Raw genomic sequence first — 15,959 nt, 5'->3', positions numbered from 1 at the left:
TTCACCTCATTTGCTGTATCGTTATGATGCACTTTTCGCAGCGTCTTGCCCCTCTTCCCGCTCTTTTTGCAAGTTCATCCGGTCAATGAACTTTAAGAATGGAAACCAAATGACAAGCACAATCAGGAAATTGACCACTTGCAGCAATCCGCCGGCCAGCGAGTTCGTCGCCATAATGCCGTTGATGAAAATCGGCACCGTCCATGGCACCGCTACGCCGTTAGGCGGCGGTACAAGGCCTGAGGACATTGCCAAATAGGTCACCAACGTGACGACCATCGGCGCCAAAATCCACGGGACGATGACGAGCGGATTCATCACGACCGGCAAACCGAAAATAATCGGTTCATTGACGTTAAAGATTCCGGGTCCGAGCCCGAGCTTAGCCACCTGCTTCATTTGCTTGCTCTTCATAAAGAGCAAGATGGCGAAAATGACAGCAAGCGTCATTCCCGTTCCGCCCATGCCGACCGTGTAAATTTCAATAAACTGTTTGCTGACGACATGCGGAACTTCCCCCGCTTTTGTATACGCATTTAAGTTTTCGAGCGACAGTGTGTTCCAAATCGGATCCATCACCGAGTTAATGATGATTTGCCCGTGTAGCCCGAAAAACCACAAAATTTGCGTGACAAAAATCGCGATCAGCGTTGGAATAATGCCGCTTCCCAGCCCGACAAGCGGTGCTTGCACTGCATTGTAAATGACATCATGCATGTTTGTCTTAAAAATTTGTGTTACAATGATATTGACGACGAGGAAGAAGGTCAGGGTGACCACGGCTGGAATCAACGCGGCAAACGACTTCGCAACCGCCGGCGGCACCCCGGCTGGCATTTTGATTGTAATATTTTTTTGCACAACCTTCCGGTAAATTTCACCAGCAGTAAATGCGGTAACCATGCCAAGAAACATCCCTTTCGCTCCTAGGCGGTCGAGCGGGATGACTCCTTGCACAGCTTCTTTCCCCTCAACCTGCAAAACGAATGGCGTCAACAAGAGAAAAGAAGCTAACGCGATCGCACCGCCAAAAACCCCTTCGACTTCATAACTTTTCGACAAATAATAGCCAATACCAAACACGACGAAAATCGTCATTACACCCATTGTTGCATTTGGGGCAACACCGAGCATCTCTTTAAGCGCATTGAGGCTGTTTTCACTCATCACCTTGTCCAAAAACGGCAAGTTGGCGATGACGACCGCGATTGAACCGAAAATCGTCAACGGAAACGCCAACATAAACGCATCGCGCAACACTTGCAAATAACGGCTATTGTTCAACTTTCCAGCGATCGGAACGAGAACTTTGCTTAATTTTTCGAATAATGCTTGGTTCATGCTGCCATCCTCCTTTTATACGTTTCGTTCCTTCAACAGTGCGAGCATTTCTTTGACAACTTCTTTCATCGCCAGCGTCGACATGACGTGATCTTCGGCATGCATGAGAAGCAACGTAATATTTGTTTGCTCGCCGCTGGCCTCTTTTTGAATAAGTTGGAAATGGACATCATGGGCGATGCTTAAGTCTTGCTCTGCTTCTTGAATCAGCCGCTCCGCTTCTCCGACCTGTCCGGTCCGGTATTCACGGATGGCTTGGACGATTTTGCTGCGGGCATTGCCGCTATGCAAAATCAACTGGAAAGCGACTTGTTCATTGGTGAGTTGATTGACATCGATTTTTTCCATCTTACTTGTCCCCCATCAATTTTAATGCCTGCTCATACACTTTTTTGCCATCCGCCATCCCATAAGCCACCATGTCAATGACATCGACTGGAATGCCGTATTTTTGCGCTTCTTTTTGCAATTCCCCTTTCAAAAAGCTCATTTGTGGACCAATAAGGACGACATCGGCTTTGGCCATCTCTTTTTTTGCCTGATCTTGACCGACCGCCCAAATCTCTGCCTCCTCACCGACGGATTTGGCATACTCCTGCATTTTCGTCACTAGCAAGCTTGTCGACATTCCAGAACTGCACGCCAATAAAATCCGTTTCATGGTTCATTCCTCCTCTTTGCATTGAGTAAAACAAATGATATCGTTTTCAATTTAAATTATATACATTTAATTTTATTTGTCTAGTCATTTAACAAAAAAGATTAATATTTTTAAACCAACCTTTTGATCCTGCAACAAAAAAAGCGCGCACGAATCTCTGTGCGCGCCAAGCAACTATGCTCTTATTATTGGACAAACGCCGCTGTGTTTACATCCTGTTGGCACACGGCCAGGCGGTTTTCCGCATGCTCTGCTTCCAAGCAGGGGATGCGTCCAAAATTCGAATCTGTCCGCACCCCTAGGAACGCCTCCGAAAATGCGCGTTCATTTGCCCTTTTAACATCCGCTCGCGCAGCTCTTTCGTCATCTCTTGACGGATTTCCCAAGTCGATACACCTTCCTCGCGTTGATTGGCAATTTTCATCAACTGCTCCACATCGGCGAATGAATATTTGCGAGTTCCTTTGGAACGGTCAGGGAACACCAGCTTCCGTTCCTCGTAATAACGAATTTGCCGCTGCGACAGCCCGGTCAGTTCGCTGACGACACCGATCGAAATAACTTTTTTATATTTGTAATGATCCTCTTGTGGATGAGCAGTCATTTTCCTCACCTCTATACGTTACATTTTCTAACACAATTATACAAAAAATCATGGCACCTCGTTAACTTTTGTAAATAAAATTAACATATTTTTTAAATTTCCTGTAAATGAGCTTAACACATTCGCTGTACACTAAAGAAAAAGGTGGTATCGTAAAGGTAAAAACAGGGAGGGAGCGACATGGGGAAATGGATGCAACAGGCAGTAAAACAACAAAAACAGTTTTATATTAACCAACTGCTGCGAGTGGGTTTGACCGATGATCCAGCACAGCTGGAACACTGGACGATAGCGGAATTGCGCCGCGAATACGAACGATTCAGACCAATCTGGACCATGAAAGGAGGCCAGTTCCATGAACGAAAAAGCGCTCGAGCTGGCGAAACGCATCATTGAGCTCGATCTGCAACGCGATGCCATGTTTGAACAGCTGATCCAACTTGTTGGAAACCGGGCTGAGGAGCTGCTCCGTTTTTTCCAAAACCGACTTTAACGTAATTTCGGAAAGAAGTCTCCCACCTCAAGCATTAGCTAAATGGTGAGTAGTTCACGTCCGTTGCCCTCACCAAGCAACAAAGAAGACAATTGCCCGACTCCTCGGCCACCCGCCCAAAAGATCGTTTACTGTTTGCAACGAAGCGCCCACTCCTTCATCTGCACGCTTACGCCAACAGATAACGGATGATGTCACAGGAGAAACGATTCTGCTGATTAAGCCGCTGGCAAACGAACGAGCGCCCCACAAGCAGAAGGTGCCCCAACACCACATCGTTAGGGGACACCTTCTCTGATGCTCGTTATTCTTTGACGGAAAGCGTTACCTTCAATATTGCCGCGGACCGTTTTCGAATACGGGTAGATTTGATGGGCAGCATGCACCAGCTACTCAGCCGTTGTGCGATCAACACCTAGCACACACACTTCCTCTTTCCTCCTCTCTAGCAACCGCTCCTATTATCCAGAGCGCTCAACCGTATCTTTTCCAAGAGGAACAGCCTCTGCCGCCCGCGTTTGTAAGCGGCGCGCCGTCAACATAGCACCCCCCAGAACAATGGCAAACAGCCAAAATCCATACGCCGAAGAACCGATCCACTGCTTCATTGCCCCGAGCACGTTCGGCAACAAAAACCCTCCCAACCCGCCGGCCGCCCCGATGATGCCCGTCAACAAGCCGACCTCTTTCGGAAACCATGTGGGAACAACTTGGAACAACGCGCCGTTCGCGGCGCCAAAACAAAGGAAGAGAGCGACCATCAATCCGAACACGATGAAAAGGGGCGGCAATGTGCCGATGAACGCAAGCAAAACCGCTCCAACGGCAAACAACAAGGAAAGAAGCCGCATTCCGCCGATCCGGTCAGCGATATAACCGCCAATCGGGCGGATCAAACTGCCAGCAAACACGACGGCGGTGACGAAATCGCCGGCCGCGATTTTGCTGACACCATACTCATCAAAGAAGAAAATGCCCAAGTAACCCGTCAATCCGACAAATCCACCGAATGACAAGCTGTAGAAGAAACAAAACAGCCATGCTTCTTTTCGACGGAGGACGGCTCCGTATTCACGCAATGAAACGGGCTTCACCGCTGTTGGACATTCACGCGCCAGCCAGGCGAATAGAAGAAAGACAACAACAAGCGGTACGAGCGCCAATCCAAACACCGCATTCCAACCATACGCCTCCGCCAGCCGCGGACCAAACAGCGTTGCCAGCACCGTCCCGCTGTTTCCGGCCCCAGCAATCCCCATGGCCAGCCCTTGATATTCTTTCGGATACCAGCGGCTTGCAAGGGGCAAAGCAACAGCGAAACTAGCTCCACCTACTCCAAGCAAAAATCCAAGAGCATACACATCCGACATATGGTCAGCAAACAGCCACCCCCACACAAGCGGCACAGCCGTCACCGCCATGCCGAGCAGACCAGCCCGCTTTCCGCCCCAGCGGTCGGCGAGCAGCCCCATCGGAATGCGAAGCAGCGCCCCTCCCAACACGGGAATGGCGACCATCATCCCTTTTTCCGCCGGCGTGAGCGCAAACGACTCGGCGACAAATACACCAAGCGCGCCAAGCAAGTTCCAAATCATGAAACTAATATCAAAGTACAAAAACGACGACAAAAGCGTCCGCGCATGCCCCACACGCCAAAACGATTTCTTCACCATCTTCTCTCGACCTCCCCCTTGGCATGGAAGTTCCCTTATGCTATAATGGGAATGAAAGCGATTTCTCCACCTGCTTCCCGCCGTATTGCCGGGAAGTTTTTTTCTGCATTCGTTATTCATTGAAAAAGTCGGCGATTTAGCAGATCCATCACCATAGCGTTCCCCGCTCGCGAACCTTGATGAGTGCGGTTCCCTAAACTGTCGATGGAGGACAGAAGGCTGTTTTCTCTACATGAATCATCCGGCGGCCCTTGGCAGTTAATTTCTCCCTAAATCAACAACCGGCCGCACCCGAGCTGCGCACCGCTTAAACGCCGGCATCCGGCAATGCGGATCCAGTTCATCGGACGTGACGTTGTTAATTTGTTGCAGGCCGCTCCAGTGGAATGGGACAAAGATGGTATCCTCGCGAATTTGATCATTGTAACGGCTGCGGGCGACCGCCGCACCGCGCCGCGTTTCAATGCGTACAAGCATCCCTGGACCGATTCCGTATCGCTTCGCCGTCCTCGGGTGGATCTCGACGGTCGCCTCCGGCTGCCGCGCCGCCAGCGCTGGACTGCGTCGCGTCTGCGTTCCGCTCAAATAATGAACGAGCACCCGACCTGTCGTTAAGTAAAGCGGATACCATTCATCCGTCTCCTCTTTGTCTGTCCGAAACGACAAAACCGCAAACCTCGCCTTGCCATCTGGGTGAGCAAATCGATCCGTGAATAACCTTGGGGTGCCGAGATGCGAGACCTCCGGACACGGCCAGTAGATGCGTTCACGGCGCAGCCGCTCATATGTCACACCATAATAGTCCGCTTTGCCGCCGCGGCTCGCCAGCCGCAGTTCGTTGAAAATCTCTTCAGCTGACGCAAAGGAAAAGTAGCGGCCCTTGCCAAGCTTGTGAGCAATCGCGCATAAAATTTCCCAATCATGTTTCACCTCCCCAGGACGCTTCCGAGCCGCCGGCCGCAAGCATATCCGCCCTTCGACGTTCGTCACCGTCCCTTCATCTTCCAAATACGACGAAACAGGCAACACGAGATCCGCCAGCTCGGCTGTTTCCGACAAAAACATATCGGCAACGACAAGAAACTTAAGCTTCTTGAGCGCTCTAGCGACAAACGCGGCATTCGGGCTGGAGACGACGGGATTCGATCCCATGACAAACAGTCCGGTAATCTCGCCCGCATCGATTTTTTGCATCATTTCATACGCTGACACCCCCTTTCTCGGCAGTTCATCCGGCGCAACGCCCCATACGCTCGCAATATACCGTCGGTGTTCCGGATGCTCAATGCTTCGATAACCCGGGAGCTGGTCGGCTTTTTGTCCATGCTCGCGGCCGCCTTGTCCGTTCCCTTGCCCGGTGATCGAACCAAATCCTGAACCGGGCCGACCGATTTTGCCTGTCGCCAATACGGCGTTAATCCATTGTCTGACCGCTGCATAGCCGTCCGCTTGCTGCTCCAGGCCGCGCGCGGTGAGCACGATCGCTTCCGGTGCCTCCCCGTACTTCCGTGCCGCCAAACGGATCTTCTCAGCCGGCACGTCGGTCATCCGGACGATCTCGTCCATATCCATCGCTTCCACGTGCCGTTTCCATTCGGCAAACCCAACCGTCCGCTCGCGCACGAACGCTTCATCGATATATCCTTCTTCGATCAACACTTTTCCTACACCGACGGCCAATGCCGCATCCGTTCCCGGCTTGAGCGGCAGATGCAAATCGGCCAACGCCGCCGTTTTCGTTTCCCGCGGATCCACCACGATGAGAAACGCTCCGTTTTTCTTCGCTTCGTAAACATACGGCATCAACGTCGGCTGGCATTCGCCGATATTGGTCCCAACCAAAATGATCGTCTGAGCCAGCGGAATATCGGACAACGGATTCGTCAACCCGCGGTCAAGGCCGAATGCGTCGTTCATCGCAGCCGCAGCCGCCGACATGCAAAAGCGGCCGTTGTAGTCAATATGCCGTGTCTTGAGCGCCACGCGGGCAAATTTCCCAAGCAAATACGCCTCCTCGTTCGTCAAGGATCCGCCGCCGTAAACAGCAAACGCATCGACTCCATCTTTCTTTTGAATCGAGATGATTCGTTCCACGATTAGCGAAAGCGCCTCCTCCCAACTGACGCGCACAAACCGGCCGTCCACTTTGGCAAGCGGAAACAACAGCCGCTCGGGATGCAAAGCGTGCTGGTGAGCGTTGATCCCCTTTAAACAAAGGCGGCCGTTGGACGTCGGGTTGTCGATCGGGACCGCCTTGTAGCGGCGCCGTTCTACAATCCGCTCCTCCACCAGCTGAAGTGTGCACTGGACGCTGCAAAACGGACATTGGGTCGCGGCGGCCGTTTCCGACGCCCGTTCTTTTTCCTTGGCGCGAAAGTAGCGCAGCAATTCATTCGTCATCGTCATTCACCCGTTTCCTGCAACTCGACATATACACAGCCGTCTTCCACCGTCGCGCGGTACGTTTTGACGCACCCTTCATCCGGCGCCTGCGCCTGACCGTCTCTTAAGCAAATTTTCCAATCATGAAGCGGGCAAAACACATACTCGCCGCTGACAATGCCTTGCGACAGATCCCCTCCTTTATGCGGACAACGGTTTTCGACGGCGTATACTCGATCATCTTGGGTACGGAATAAAGCAAGCTCCAGCACCCCGATGTGCACGCATTTTCCAAGCCGTTTCGGCAACTGTTCGATTGTTCCCACTTTTACTCTCATCATCACTTCATCTCCTCGCATGGATGCATAGTCAAGCGCCAACCTGTCGGGCAGCCTTTTTTCTCTCCGCTAAAATGCTGGATAACGCCGGACGGCGGAAGCAACCGGCTTTTTTGCCCGCCCGTCTTTCCGTCCGCCGCCATTCCCTTTCATTCGACCGGCACCGGCTCTTTGTCGCCGAGATCGCAGAACAACGTTTGTTGCAGTCTCTCGTTTTCGACGATTTCCCGCCACGGATCTTTTGTCGCCGAAAGGGCTTTGTGAAGCCGTTCAAGCAGCGCGCGGCGCATTTCCACATCGAACAGCACTTCGCGGATATGCTCAAGTCCGACGCGCTCGACCCATTTGGACGTCCGCTCCAAATAATGCGCGGACTCCCGGTAATATTGCAAAAACGCGCCGGTCATCTCCATCACTTCTTCTTCCGTCTTGACCGTGCAAAGCAAGTCAGCCGCACGCAAATGGGTGCCGCCGTTGCCGCCGACATAAATTTCCCAGCCCCCCTCCACACCGACAACGCCAACGTCTTTAATGCCCGATTCGGCGCAGTTGCGCGGGCAGGCGGACACCGCCATTTTCACTTTATGCGGCGTTTTCAGCCGTTCAAATGTTTGTTCCATCCGGATGCCAAGCCCGGTCGAATCTTGCGTGCCAAAGCGGCAAAACTGCTTGCCGACGCACGTTTTCACCGTCCGCAGCGCCTTGGCGTAGGCGTAGCCGGACGGCATGCCGAGATCGGCCCAAATGCGCGGCAAATCTTCTTTTTTCACTCCAAGCAAGTCAATGCGCTGCCCTCCTGTGAGCTTAATCATCGGTACGTTGTATTTTTCTGCGACATCGGCAATTTTCCGCAGCTGCTCGGCTGTCGTCACCCCGCCGTACATGCGCGGCACAACGGAGTACGTGCCATCCGCCTGGATGTTGGCATGCAGCCGCTCATTGACAAACAACGATTCCACTTCTTCGTCGTACTCACCCGGATACAACATGCCTAAGTAATAATTGAGCGCCGGACGGCATTTGGAACAACCTTCTTCTTTTTTCCATCCCAATACGCTCATGACTTCTTTGACCGTCATCAGCCGTTTTTCTTTGATCGCTGCAATCACTTCCTCACGGCTTAAGTTCGTGCAGCCGCAGATCGTTTCTTTCACCGTATACCGATTCACTTCTTCACCGAGCATATGCTCAAGCAGTTCGGCGACAAGCCCTTTACACCCGCCGCATGAGCGGGACGCGTTCGTATAGTCGCGCACCTCAGCGACCGTCTTGAGCCCGTGTTCGGCAATCGCCTGACAAATCGCACCTTTTGTCACCCCGTTGCAGCCACAGACGACATCGGTATCCGCCATCGTCGCCACAAGGCTTTCTTTTCCTCCCGATGAAGCTGGCGCCAATAACGAAAGAGAAAGCGCCTCAAGCGAATCACCGCGCTGGATCATATCCAATAGTTTTCTTCCTTCGCTCGTATCGCCAAACAGCACGGCGCCAACGATTTTCCCTTCGCGAACGACGACTTTCTTGTACACCGAGCGCGCTTCATCATACAACTTGATCGATTCCGTGCCCTCACCGTCCATAAACTCGCCGGCTGAGAACACATCGACGCCTGACACTTTCAGTTGAGTCGAGACAACCGACCCTTCGTACGACTTTCCTTTTCGGCCGCAAATCACTTGTGCCAGCACTTTCCCCTGCTCATAAAGCGGAGCGACGAGCCCATAAACAACACCGCGATGTTCCGCGCATTCACCGACCGCGTAAATGTGCGGCACATTCGTTTCTAAATAATCGTTGACGATAATCCCTCGATTCACCGCGATTCCGCTTCTCCGCGCTAAATCAACATTCGGACGAATGCCGACCGCCATCACCACCAAGTCAGCGGCAATGGACGTACCGTCCTTAAATCGCACTCCTTCCACGCGGCCGTTGCCGAACAATTCGGCCGTCTCTTTGCGAAGCAAAAAGTTCATCCCTTGTTTCTCGAGTTCCCGCTGCAACAGCTTCGAAGCGGTCGGATCAAGCTGACGCTCCATTAAATAATCGAAGATATGGATGACATCGACGTCCATCCCTAAGTTAAGCAGGCCGCGCGCGGCCTCTAAACCAAGCAACCCCCCGCCGATGACCGCCGCTTTTTTGTACGTCTTCGCATATTCGATCATCCGCTCGCAATCTTGGATATCGCGAAACGCCGTCACCCCAGGCAAATCCGCCCCCGGCACCGGCAAGATAAACGGGTTCGAGCCCGTAGCTAAAATCAATTCATCGTATTCGACTACCCGCCCGCGGTCGGTCCGGACGAGCTGCTCTTCGTGATCAATGTCCGTCACCGTTTCGCCAGCAAACAGTCGAATGCCGTTTTGTTCGTACCATTCCCAACTGTTCAAGGTAATCTCATCAATGGACGTATCCCCTTGCAACACCTTGGACAACAAAATCCGGTTATAGTTCGGATGCGGCTCGCTGCCAAAAATCGTAATCTCAAACGCCTCACGATTGAGTTTTAAAATCTCCTCGATGCAACGAACTCCCGCCATGCCGTTGCCGACTAACACTAATTTTCGTTTCATGTCGTCATCCCTCCGCCTTCGTTCGATGTTACGCAATTTCGCTGTCAACGGTGCAGCCATAGCCGGATCACCATCACCATCAACTCCCACAGCCCGATCGCTCTTGTTTGCGGCATCATCATGTTCCTCCTTTGCCTTGGTTGTGCACATCATATCACGTAAAAAACGAAGTATGCATTTTATTTGTAAACTTATATAACATATTTTTAACATTAAAAATGAATAATGGCATAAAAAATCAGATCAATATACGGATGTATCATAATAAAGTGACTTTTTATTACATGAAAATGCGCACAAAAAAGCGGCTTCCGCTCGATCATGCGAAGGCCGCTTCTCGTTGGAGGTTGCTCATAGGGGATCATCAGTGGATCGGGCGGGACGCGAACAGCTCATCAATGATTCGCGCATAGTGGTCAATGCGCCGCTCAAGCTCATCCACTTGCTGCTCAAGCCGGGTCATATATTGGCGAAAGGTCATGGGAACGCCGTGCCGCTGTTCAAGCCGCTTCTCGATTTGCTGCCGCTCGCCGCAGACGGACACGAAAATGCGCATCTCGCGGCCAAACACCTCGCGCACCGTCTCGCCGATCAGTTCGCCGTATCTGATTTGCAGCCATTCACATTGAATCTCGTTCACACATTCGATAATCAGCCAGTCTTCATCCACCGTCGCAGACGTCGATGCGAACCAAGCATCAAAAGAGGCGCCAGACAATTTTTGCGCGAGCTTGGCTTTGACCTGTTCCCACAACAGCGTATGTTCCTTCACTTCTCTTCCTCCTTCCGCTAGAAAATGAGCAAAACTCAACAGTGATGGGACGAAACGATGCAAAACGAAGAATTCGTGATGAGAAAACATGACGTTTGCGTCGCGCTATGGGCGAAGTTCACCATTCGCTCCCCTAGAAGGCTGGTGAAAAACCGCGGATTCCCTTCATTAATCGGAGAATGAGTGAAAAGCAGGACCGATGCAACAAGGTTTTTCTAGTTGAGAAATGACATTGTAAAGCCGTATCCACGATGAAATCACCAGCCTTCTAGAAAGCGGGGCATGTTGGGCAACATACGGCCAGACTCCACTATTTTTCACCGAAAGAAACCTTATCGAATCCGTTTTTTTTTTTGGACAACATGCCGCTGCTTGGCGTCCAGTAACCATCGGTTCATTAGCCTTCTAGAAGGCTGATCAAAACCTCTTTGGCAGCCGCCTTCTTCCCTATTCGTTCGGCTGCCAAAGATGCTCACGCAACGCGCTGCGAATGTCATCCGGAATCCGTTCAGGACGTCCCGTCTCAAAATTGAAATTGACATACACCGCCCGCCCTTTAGCGCAAACCGCCCCATTTTGATGGATTTCCTCATAAATAGTAAGGCTTGTGTTGCCAATACGCTCAATACCGGTGTACACTGTCACATCTTGTCCGTAATACATTTGATTGACATAGTCGACTTCCATGCGGATGATTACCATCCGCCAGCGCCGAAACGACAAATCCGGCGTAAACAGTTTGAAAATTTCATGCCGACCGGCTTCAAACCAAACAGGCACCGTCGTGTTGTTAATATGACCGACACCGTCCGTTTCCGACACGCGCGGCGTGATGACCGTCGTAAACATCCTCTTTCCTCCCTAAAAACACCTCAAATGTATTCCAGCTCGTTGTCGTTCTCTTTTTGTCGAATCGAGACGATTGATGTATATTCGTTCGCTTCAAGAGGCGAAAATTCCTTCTTCACCGTCAAGAAAATGCGGAAAATGTTGCCTTTTGAGCGAAAAAAGCCGTAAACCCAAACATGGAAAACCACTTTCGCTTTCCAAACAAAAAAATACAGGAGCCAAACAACAGCCCCTGTATTTCTTCCTCATTCTTGGTTCGGCTCGACGATCGTCCCGGCAAACGCGGCTTCGTAAATCGCGCGGATGTCGGCTTCCAACAGCGGCAGCGGACTGCGGGCGAGCAGCCGTTTCTGTTGGACAGCATCTTTCGTCAAGCTTTCTAACGCGCTTTCCGGGATGCCGAATCCGCCCAGCGTCTTCGGAATGCCGACGTCGGCGACGATGCGCTCGAGCTCCTCGACGCACCGATACGACGCTTCCACTTCGGACAAAAAGCTCGAGTTGCCGCCGAGCGCGTTTAAAATATCAGCCATTCGTTTCGTGCAACTTTGACGAATGTAGCCCATCACATACGGCAAAAGCACGGCGTTCGATTCGCCATGGGCGATATGAAACTGTCCGCCGAGCGGATACGCGAGCGCATGCACGCCGGCCACCCCGGCGTTGAAAAACGCCAAACCCGCTAGGTAACTACCGTTCGCCATATCCGTGCGCGCCTGTTTGTCCGTTCCCTTTTCCACCGCTTTGCGCAATGAGCGAGAAATGAGGCGCATGGCCGCGATCGCCAACCCATCCGATGTCGGGCTCGCGTTGACCGACACGTACGCTTCGACCGCATGGGTGAGCGCATCAATCCCGGTTGCGGCCGTCACCCGCGGCGGAACGGAAACGGTCAGCTGCGGATCGACGATGGCCACATCGGCCAACAAGTAATCGTGCGTCACGACATCTTTTGTCGTTTCTAAGGACAAGACAGAGATGTTCGTCACTTCCGACCCGGTGCCTGATGTCGTCGGAATCAAAATTTTCGGCAGCCCTTTTTTCTCGAGCGCCCGCGTTCCCGTTAAGTTTAGGTAGTCGGCAACCGAACCGTCATGCACCGCCAAAACGGCCGCTAGTTTCGCCAAATCAAGCGCGCTGCCGCCACCGACGCCGATGACAAGATCGAACTCCCCATCGCGGGCAAACGCCACCGCCTTTTCCCCCGTCGCAAGCGGCGGTTCGGGCACAACGTCGGTATATACGTGTACGCCGTACCCTGCTTGCTGGAGTGGAGACGTCACTTGCTCGACAAGGCCGATTTTCTCAAGCATTGGGTCAGTAATCACTAAAATTTGTTTCGCTCCCAACCGCTTCACTTCCGGAACCAAATGCTTAAGCGCCCCCCAGCCGACATGGCTGAGCGGCGGAAACACAATGCGGGCTACGGTCATAGTTCCCTCTCCCCCTTATTCAACATTTTTTAGGAATAATGGACACTGTGCCGTATTGGAACAAACGGCTTCCTGGTTCACCTGCTCGCGGCAACGCAACACAAGCTAAAATGCACGATCTTGCCAAGCTTCCTCCAGCTCCCGCTTCAGTTCCTTGACAAGCTCCGCCGCCGGAAGTTCCCGCGCCAGCCGGTATCCTTCTCCAGCCCAAAGCGACATCCGTTCCGGATCGCCCGCCTTGGCGGCGGCAGCGCGCAGCGGCTTCGTCATATGGTGCACGTGCGGATACGCCGCCGGCGCTAGATCGCGATATTCGGCCATAAAGCGGTTCGCCAGCCCGCGCGCCGGCCGGCCGGTAAACGCCCGTGTCATAGCCGTTTCGGTAAACCGCGGATCGGCAAGCGCTTGCTTATGGAGCGGATGCGCCCCGCTTTCCGGGCAGCGCAAAAACGCCGTCCCAAGCTGCACCGCGCTCGCCCCTGCTTTGAGCGCCGCCGCAATGCCGCGCCCGTCCATGATCCCGCCCGCCGCCACAAGCGGGAGCCGAACCGAAGCGCGCACGTCGGCCAACAACGGGAACAACGCGATCGCCTCATCCTGCTTTGGATCGTTGCGAAACGACGCGCGATGCCCGCCCGCTTCCGCCCCTTGCACACACAGCGCATTCGCCCCGGCTTCAGACGCAATGTGGGCCTCTTCCACCGATGTCACCGTCACGATCACAAACGCCCCAGCTTTCTGCAAGCCGGCGATCACCGCTTTGTCCGGGCAGCCAAACGTAAAGCTCGCGACCGGCACCCGCTCCTGAAGCAGCACATCCAGTTTCGCTTCCCAATCGTCGTCCGTTACAGAAAACTTATAAGGCTTTATAAGATAGTTAAAAATCTTATAAAGACCTATGTTTCTTTCCTTGTTCATCGCACCCGATTTCGCCAAAGCTACTCTCGTTGGATGTGGTGCTCCGAAGGCTTAAACTCCCCACTAACGAATGGGTACATGTCAATAACCGCTTTTCGTGCTAGGCTATTGACTTACCATATTTTTTTAAGTTTATACTTGCGTTCACATCCCTATCTATTTTATTTCCACATTCATCGCATACAAACGTTCTTTCTGATAAAGAAAGTTTATCTTTTACAGCCCCACAATGGCTACAAGTTTTAGACGAAGGAAAGAATCGATCGGCAAGTATCAACTTGACCCCATTCCAAACACACTTATATTCCATTTGCCTTTTAAACTCGTGGAATGTTTGCTCTTGGATGGCTTTCGATAGCTTTCTGTTCTTTAGCATTCCATGAGTATTTAAGCTCTCCATGACTACATACTCTGGCTTGGTTTTCACCAAAGATGCAGTGATTTGATGAATAGAATTGTGCCTGATGTGTTTCAGCCTTCGGTAGGTCTTTCGAACAAGGAATTCCAACTTCTTTATATTGTTTGTTTTTCTGTAACGGTATTCACCTCCTTCTGTTTTTATTTTATTTTTCTCATATTTCCTTGACCGTTTGCGTTGCAACCGTTTCAGCCTTTTCTTCAACTTCTTCACTTTGTTTGATTTGTTTATATTGCGAAACCTCTGCCCGTTGCTAACGACAGCTAAATGTTTCACCCCTAAATCGATGCCTATGCCATCAGTATAATTTGGACTCTTGTTTTCGACTTGTTCTACTCCTACAGTGAGCGACCAGTTTATTCCGTCAAATATGATTCTTGGGTTGAAATATTTTATATTACTCCCTGTTGGTATTCTGCCTTTTTCAGCCAACTTAACATCATTCAATGTTTGCTTGTTCTTTTTCTTCGAAGTAGTCAACTTTTCCAGTTTTACATGCGTTTTTGTGATTTTTATTTTTGCTGTGTCCTGATAAAAACTTGGTTTACTTCTCTTTTTTGACTTAAATTTTGGAAACTTTGTCCTGCCTTCAAAGAAGTTTTTGTACGCTTGACAAGCATCTTTAATCGCTTGTTTTGTTATATTATTTGAGTAATGGTTAAGCCAAGCGTATTCTTTTTGCTTTTTTAATTGTGTCAATATTTTTCTCAATTCACGATCGTTTAAAAACGTTCCGCCATTTTTGTAGTTTTCTTGTTGTGTAGCCAACGTCCAATTATATGCCCATCGGGATACGCCTGCACACTCAAATAACTTTGTTCTTTGCTTATTGTTTGGTAAAAGCATGACTTTATAAGTCTTGATCATCTTTTACCAACTCCTGAATCATTTTCTTGGCTTTATTCGCTCTTTTCCCCTGCAATTTACAACGAAACATTGTGATTATTTGAATTAAATCTTCAACTAACTCTCGCTTTTCTGTTTTTTCTGTGTTGTCTATTACTTCAATAGTAGTTCCATACTTTTGGCAAATATTTTCTATTAACTCATACCCAAACCTAACCAATCTGTCTTTGTATAGAATAACTACTTTCTCAACTTCTGAATTCGTTATCATATCAATTAATTGATTTAATCCTTTTTTTTGTTGTAATTAATTTCGCTTCCTATGTCAGTTATAATTTCAAACCGATAACCTCTTGCGATCATGTATTCTTTAACATATTGAACTTGTCTTTCTAAATCATCTTTTTGTTTGTTACTTGATACTCTGCAATAGCCTACAATTTTTCTTTCTCGTTCAATGTTTTTTATACCAAGAAAATGATTGAGCTGTTCTTGTGAGTAATATCTAAACCCCGATGGCGCAACATATGCAGGTTTTAATACACCAGATTTATCCCAATTTCTTAATGTGTGCTCTGTTTTCCCTATTAGTTTGGCAAATTGTCCTATACTGTAATACTTCACAATTATCACCTATATACATAGTTTTTATAAA

Annotated in this window: 15 protein-coding genes and 1 pseudogene; 2 read left to right on the top strand and 14 right to left on the bottom strand. The window is 50.5% G+C overall.

What is annotated here, in order from left to right; translation table 11 throughout:
- Positions 1–21: 21 nt before the first annotated feature.
- The 4 genes from celB to N685_RS0113845 all read right to left on the bottom strand — a co-directional run bounded on the left by celB (position 22) and on the right by N685_RS0113845 (position 2,606).
- Positions 22–1,341 (bottom strand): PTS cellobiose transporter subunit IIC, encoded by a 1,320-nt coding sequence (celB, locus tag N685_RS0113865; RefSeq protein ID WP_031409293.1) that lies wholly within the window; start codon positions 1,339–1,341, stop codon positions 22–24.
- Between the two features lie 15 nt (positions 1,342–1,356).
- Positions 1,357–1,689 (bottom strand): PTS lactose/cellobiose transporter subunit IIA, encoded by a 333-nt coding sequence (locus N685_RS0113860; protein WP_011231348.1) that lies wholly within the window; start codon positions 1,687–1,689, stop codon positions 1,357–1,359.
- A 1-nt stretch (position 1,690) separates the two neighbouring features.
- Positions 1,691–2,002, bottom strand: coding sequence for a PTS sugar transporter subunit IIB (locus N685_RS0113855; protein WP_013145220.1), 312 nt, complete (start codon positions 2,000–2,002; stop codon positions 1,691–1,693).
- Positions 2,003–2,300: 298 nt separating this feature from the next.
- Positions 2,301–2,606, bottom strand: coding sequence for a MerR family transcriptional regulator (locus tag N685_RS0113845; protein WP_031409288.1), 306 nt, complete (start codon positions 2,604–2,606; stop codon positions 2,301–2,303).
- A gap of 180 nt (positions 2,607–2,786) precedes the next feature.
- Between N685_RS0113845 and N685_RS19135 the strand changes: the two genes are divergently transcribed.
- The gene (locus N685_RS19135) at positions 2,787–3,002 is read left to right on the top strand and encodes a Fur-regulated basic protein FbpA (protein WP_071880186.1); all 216 of its coding nucleotides are present in this window, start codon (positions 2,787–2,789) and stop codon (positions 3,000–3,002) included.
- Complete coding sequence (locus N685_RS19820) at positions 2,962–3,099, top strand: hypothetical protein (RefSeq protein ID WP_165570902.1); 138 nt, start codon at positions 2,962–2,964, stop codon at positions 3,097–3,099. The genes N685_RS19135 and N685_RS19820 overlap by 41 nt, the downstream gene beginning before the upstream one ends.
- Before the next feature lie 461 nt (positions 3,100–3,560).
- Here the strand turns inward: N685_RS19820 and N685_RS0113835 are convergent, their stop codons facing one another.
- From N685_RS0113835 to N685_RS18460, 10 genes and pseudogenes are all read right to left on the bottom strand, one after another.
- Complete coding sequence (locus N685_RS0113835) at positions 3,561–4,772, bottom strand: nitrate/nitrite transporter (RefSeq protein ID WP_031409286.1); 1,212 nt, start codon at positions 4,770–4,772, stop codon at positions 3,561–3,563.
- Between the two features lie 258 nt (positions 4,773–5,030).
- The gene (gene nasC, locus N685_RS0113830) at positions 5,031–7,178 is read right to left on the bottom strand and encodes an assimilatory nitrate reductase catalytic subunit NasC (RefSeq protein ID WP_031409283.1); all 2,148 of its coding nucleotides are present in this window, start codon (positions 7,176–7,178) and stop codon (positions 5,031–5,033) included.
- Complete coding sequence (nirD, locus tag N685_RS0113825; protein ID WP_031409281.1) at positions 7,175–7,495, bottom strand: nitrite reductase small subunit NirD; 321 nt, start codon at positions 7,493–7,495, stop codon at positions 7,175–7,177. Before nirD ends, nasC begins: the two co-directional genes overlap by 4 nt.
- Before the next feature lie 146 nt (positions 7,496–7,641).
- The gene (nirB, locus tag N685_RS0113815) at positions 7,642–10,068 is read right to left on the bottom strand and encodes a nitrite reductase large subunit NirB (protein ID WP_031409279.1); all 2,427 of its coding nucleotides are present in this window, start codon (positions 10,066–10,068) and stop codon (positions 7,642–7,644) included.
- A gap of 364 nt (positions 10,069–10,432) precedes the next feature.
- Entirely contained in the window at positions 10,433–10,840 is a 408-nt protein-coding gene (locus tag N685_RS0113805; protein WP_031409278.1) for a DnaA N-terminal domain-containing protein, read from the bottom strand.
- 447 nt (positions 10,841–11,287) lie between these two features.
- Positions 11,288–11,689, bottom strand: coding sequence for an acyl-CoA thioesterase (locus N685_RS0113800; RefSeq protein ID WP_031409276.1), 402 nt, complete (start codon positions 11,687–11,689; stop codon positions 11,288–11,290).
- Positions 11,690–11,934: 245 nt separating this feature from the next.
- A complete protein-coding gene (locus tag N685_RS0113790) occupies positions 11,935–13,122 on the bottom strand; it encodes an iron-containing alcohol dehydrogenase (protein WP_031409274.1) in 1,188 nt (395 codons plus the stop codon).
- 105 nt (positions 13,123–13,227) lie between these two features.
- Complete coding sequence (locus tag N685_RS0113785) at positions 13,228–14,040, bottom strand: NAD(P)H-dependent flavin oxidoreductase (RefSeq protein ID WP_237746907.1); 813 nt, start codon at positions 14,038–14,040, stop codon at positions 13,228–13,230.
- A gap of 100 nt (positions 14,041–14,140) precedes the next feature.
- Complete coding sequence (locus N685_RS0113780) at positions 14,141–15,325, bottom strand: RNA-guided endonuclease InsQ/TnpB family protein (protein WP_031409269.1); 1,185 nt, start codon at positions 15,323–15,325, stop codon at positions 14,141–14,143.
- Positions 15,309–15,928, bottom strand: a pseudogene (locus tag N685_RS18460) (IS607 family transposase). Before N685_RS18460 ends, N685_RS0113780 begins: the two are co-directional and overlap by 17 nt.
- Positions 15,929–15,959: the final 31 nt, after the last annotated feature.

This window comes from Geobacillus vulcani PSS1 (assembly GCF_000733845.1).
GTDB classification, from domain to species: Bacteria; Bacillota; Bacilli; order Bacillales; family Anoxybacillaceae; genus Geobacillus; species Geobacillus vulcani.
The sequence above is the reverse complement of the archived record's forward strand: the minus strand, read 5'-3'. Positions and strand labels throughout refer to the sequence as shown.

Excerpts from the sequence above, each read along its gene's own strand:
- celB (WP_031409293.1), bottom strand. The coding sequence starts at position 1,341 with ATGAACCAAGCATTATTCGAAAAATTAAGCAAAGTTCTCGTTCCGATC.
- N685_RS0113860 (WP_011231348.1), bottom strand. The coding sequence starts at position 1,689 with ATGGAAAAAATCGATGTCAATCAACTCACCAATGAACAAGTCGCTTTC.
- N685_RS0113855 (WP_013145220.1), bottom strand. The coding sequence starts at position 2,002 with ATGAAACGGATTTTATTGGCGTGCAGTTCTGGAATGTCGACAAGCTTG.
- N685_RS0113845 (WP_031409288.1), bottom strand. The coding sequence starts at position 2,606 with ATGACTGCTCATCCACAAGAGGATCATTACAAATATAAAAAAGTTATT.
- N685_RS19135 (WP_071880186.1), top strand. The coding sequence starts at position 2,787 with ATGGGGAAATGGATGCAACAGGCAGTAAAACAACAAAAACAGTTTTAT.
- N685_RS19820 (WP_165570902.1), top strand. The coding sequence starts at position 2,962 with ATGAACGAAAAAGCGCTCGAGCTGGCGAAACGCATCATTGAGCTCGAT.
- N685_RS0113835 (WP_031409286.1), bottom strand. The coding sequence starts at position 4,772 with ATGGTGAAGAAATCGTTTTGGCGTGTGGGGCATGCGCGGACGCTTTTG.
- nasC (WP_031409283.1), bottom strand. The coding sequence starts at position 7,178 with ATGACGATGACGAATGAATTGCTGCGCTACTTTCGCGCCAAGGAAAAA.
- nirD (WP_031409281.1), bottom strand. The coding sequence starts at position 7,495 with ATGATGAGAGTAAAAGTGGGAACAATCGAACAGTTGCCGAAACGGCTT.
- nirB (WP_031409279.1), bottom strand. The coding sequence starts at position 10,068 with ATGAAACGAAAATTAGTGTTAGTCGGCAACGGCATGGCGGGAGTTCGT.
- N685_RS0113800 (WP_031409276.1), bottom strand. The coding sequence starts at position 11,689 with ATGTTTACGACGGTCATCACGCCGCGCGTGTCGGAAACGGACGGTGTC.
- N685_RS0113790 (WP_031409274.1), bottom strand. The coding sequence starts at position 13,122 with ATGACCGTAGCCCGCATTGTGTTTCCGCCGCTCAGCCATGTCGGCTGG.
- N685_RS0113785 (WP_237746907.1), bottom strand. The coding sequence starts at position 14,040 with ATGAACAAGGAAAGAAACATAGGTCTTTATAAGATTTTTAACTATCTT.
- N685_RS0113780 (WP_031409269.1), bottom strand. The coding sequence starts at position 15,325 with ATGATCAAGACTTATAAAGTCATGCTTTTACCAAACAATAAGCAAAGA.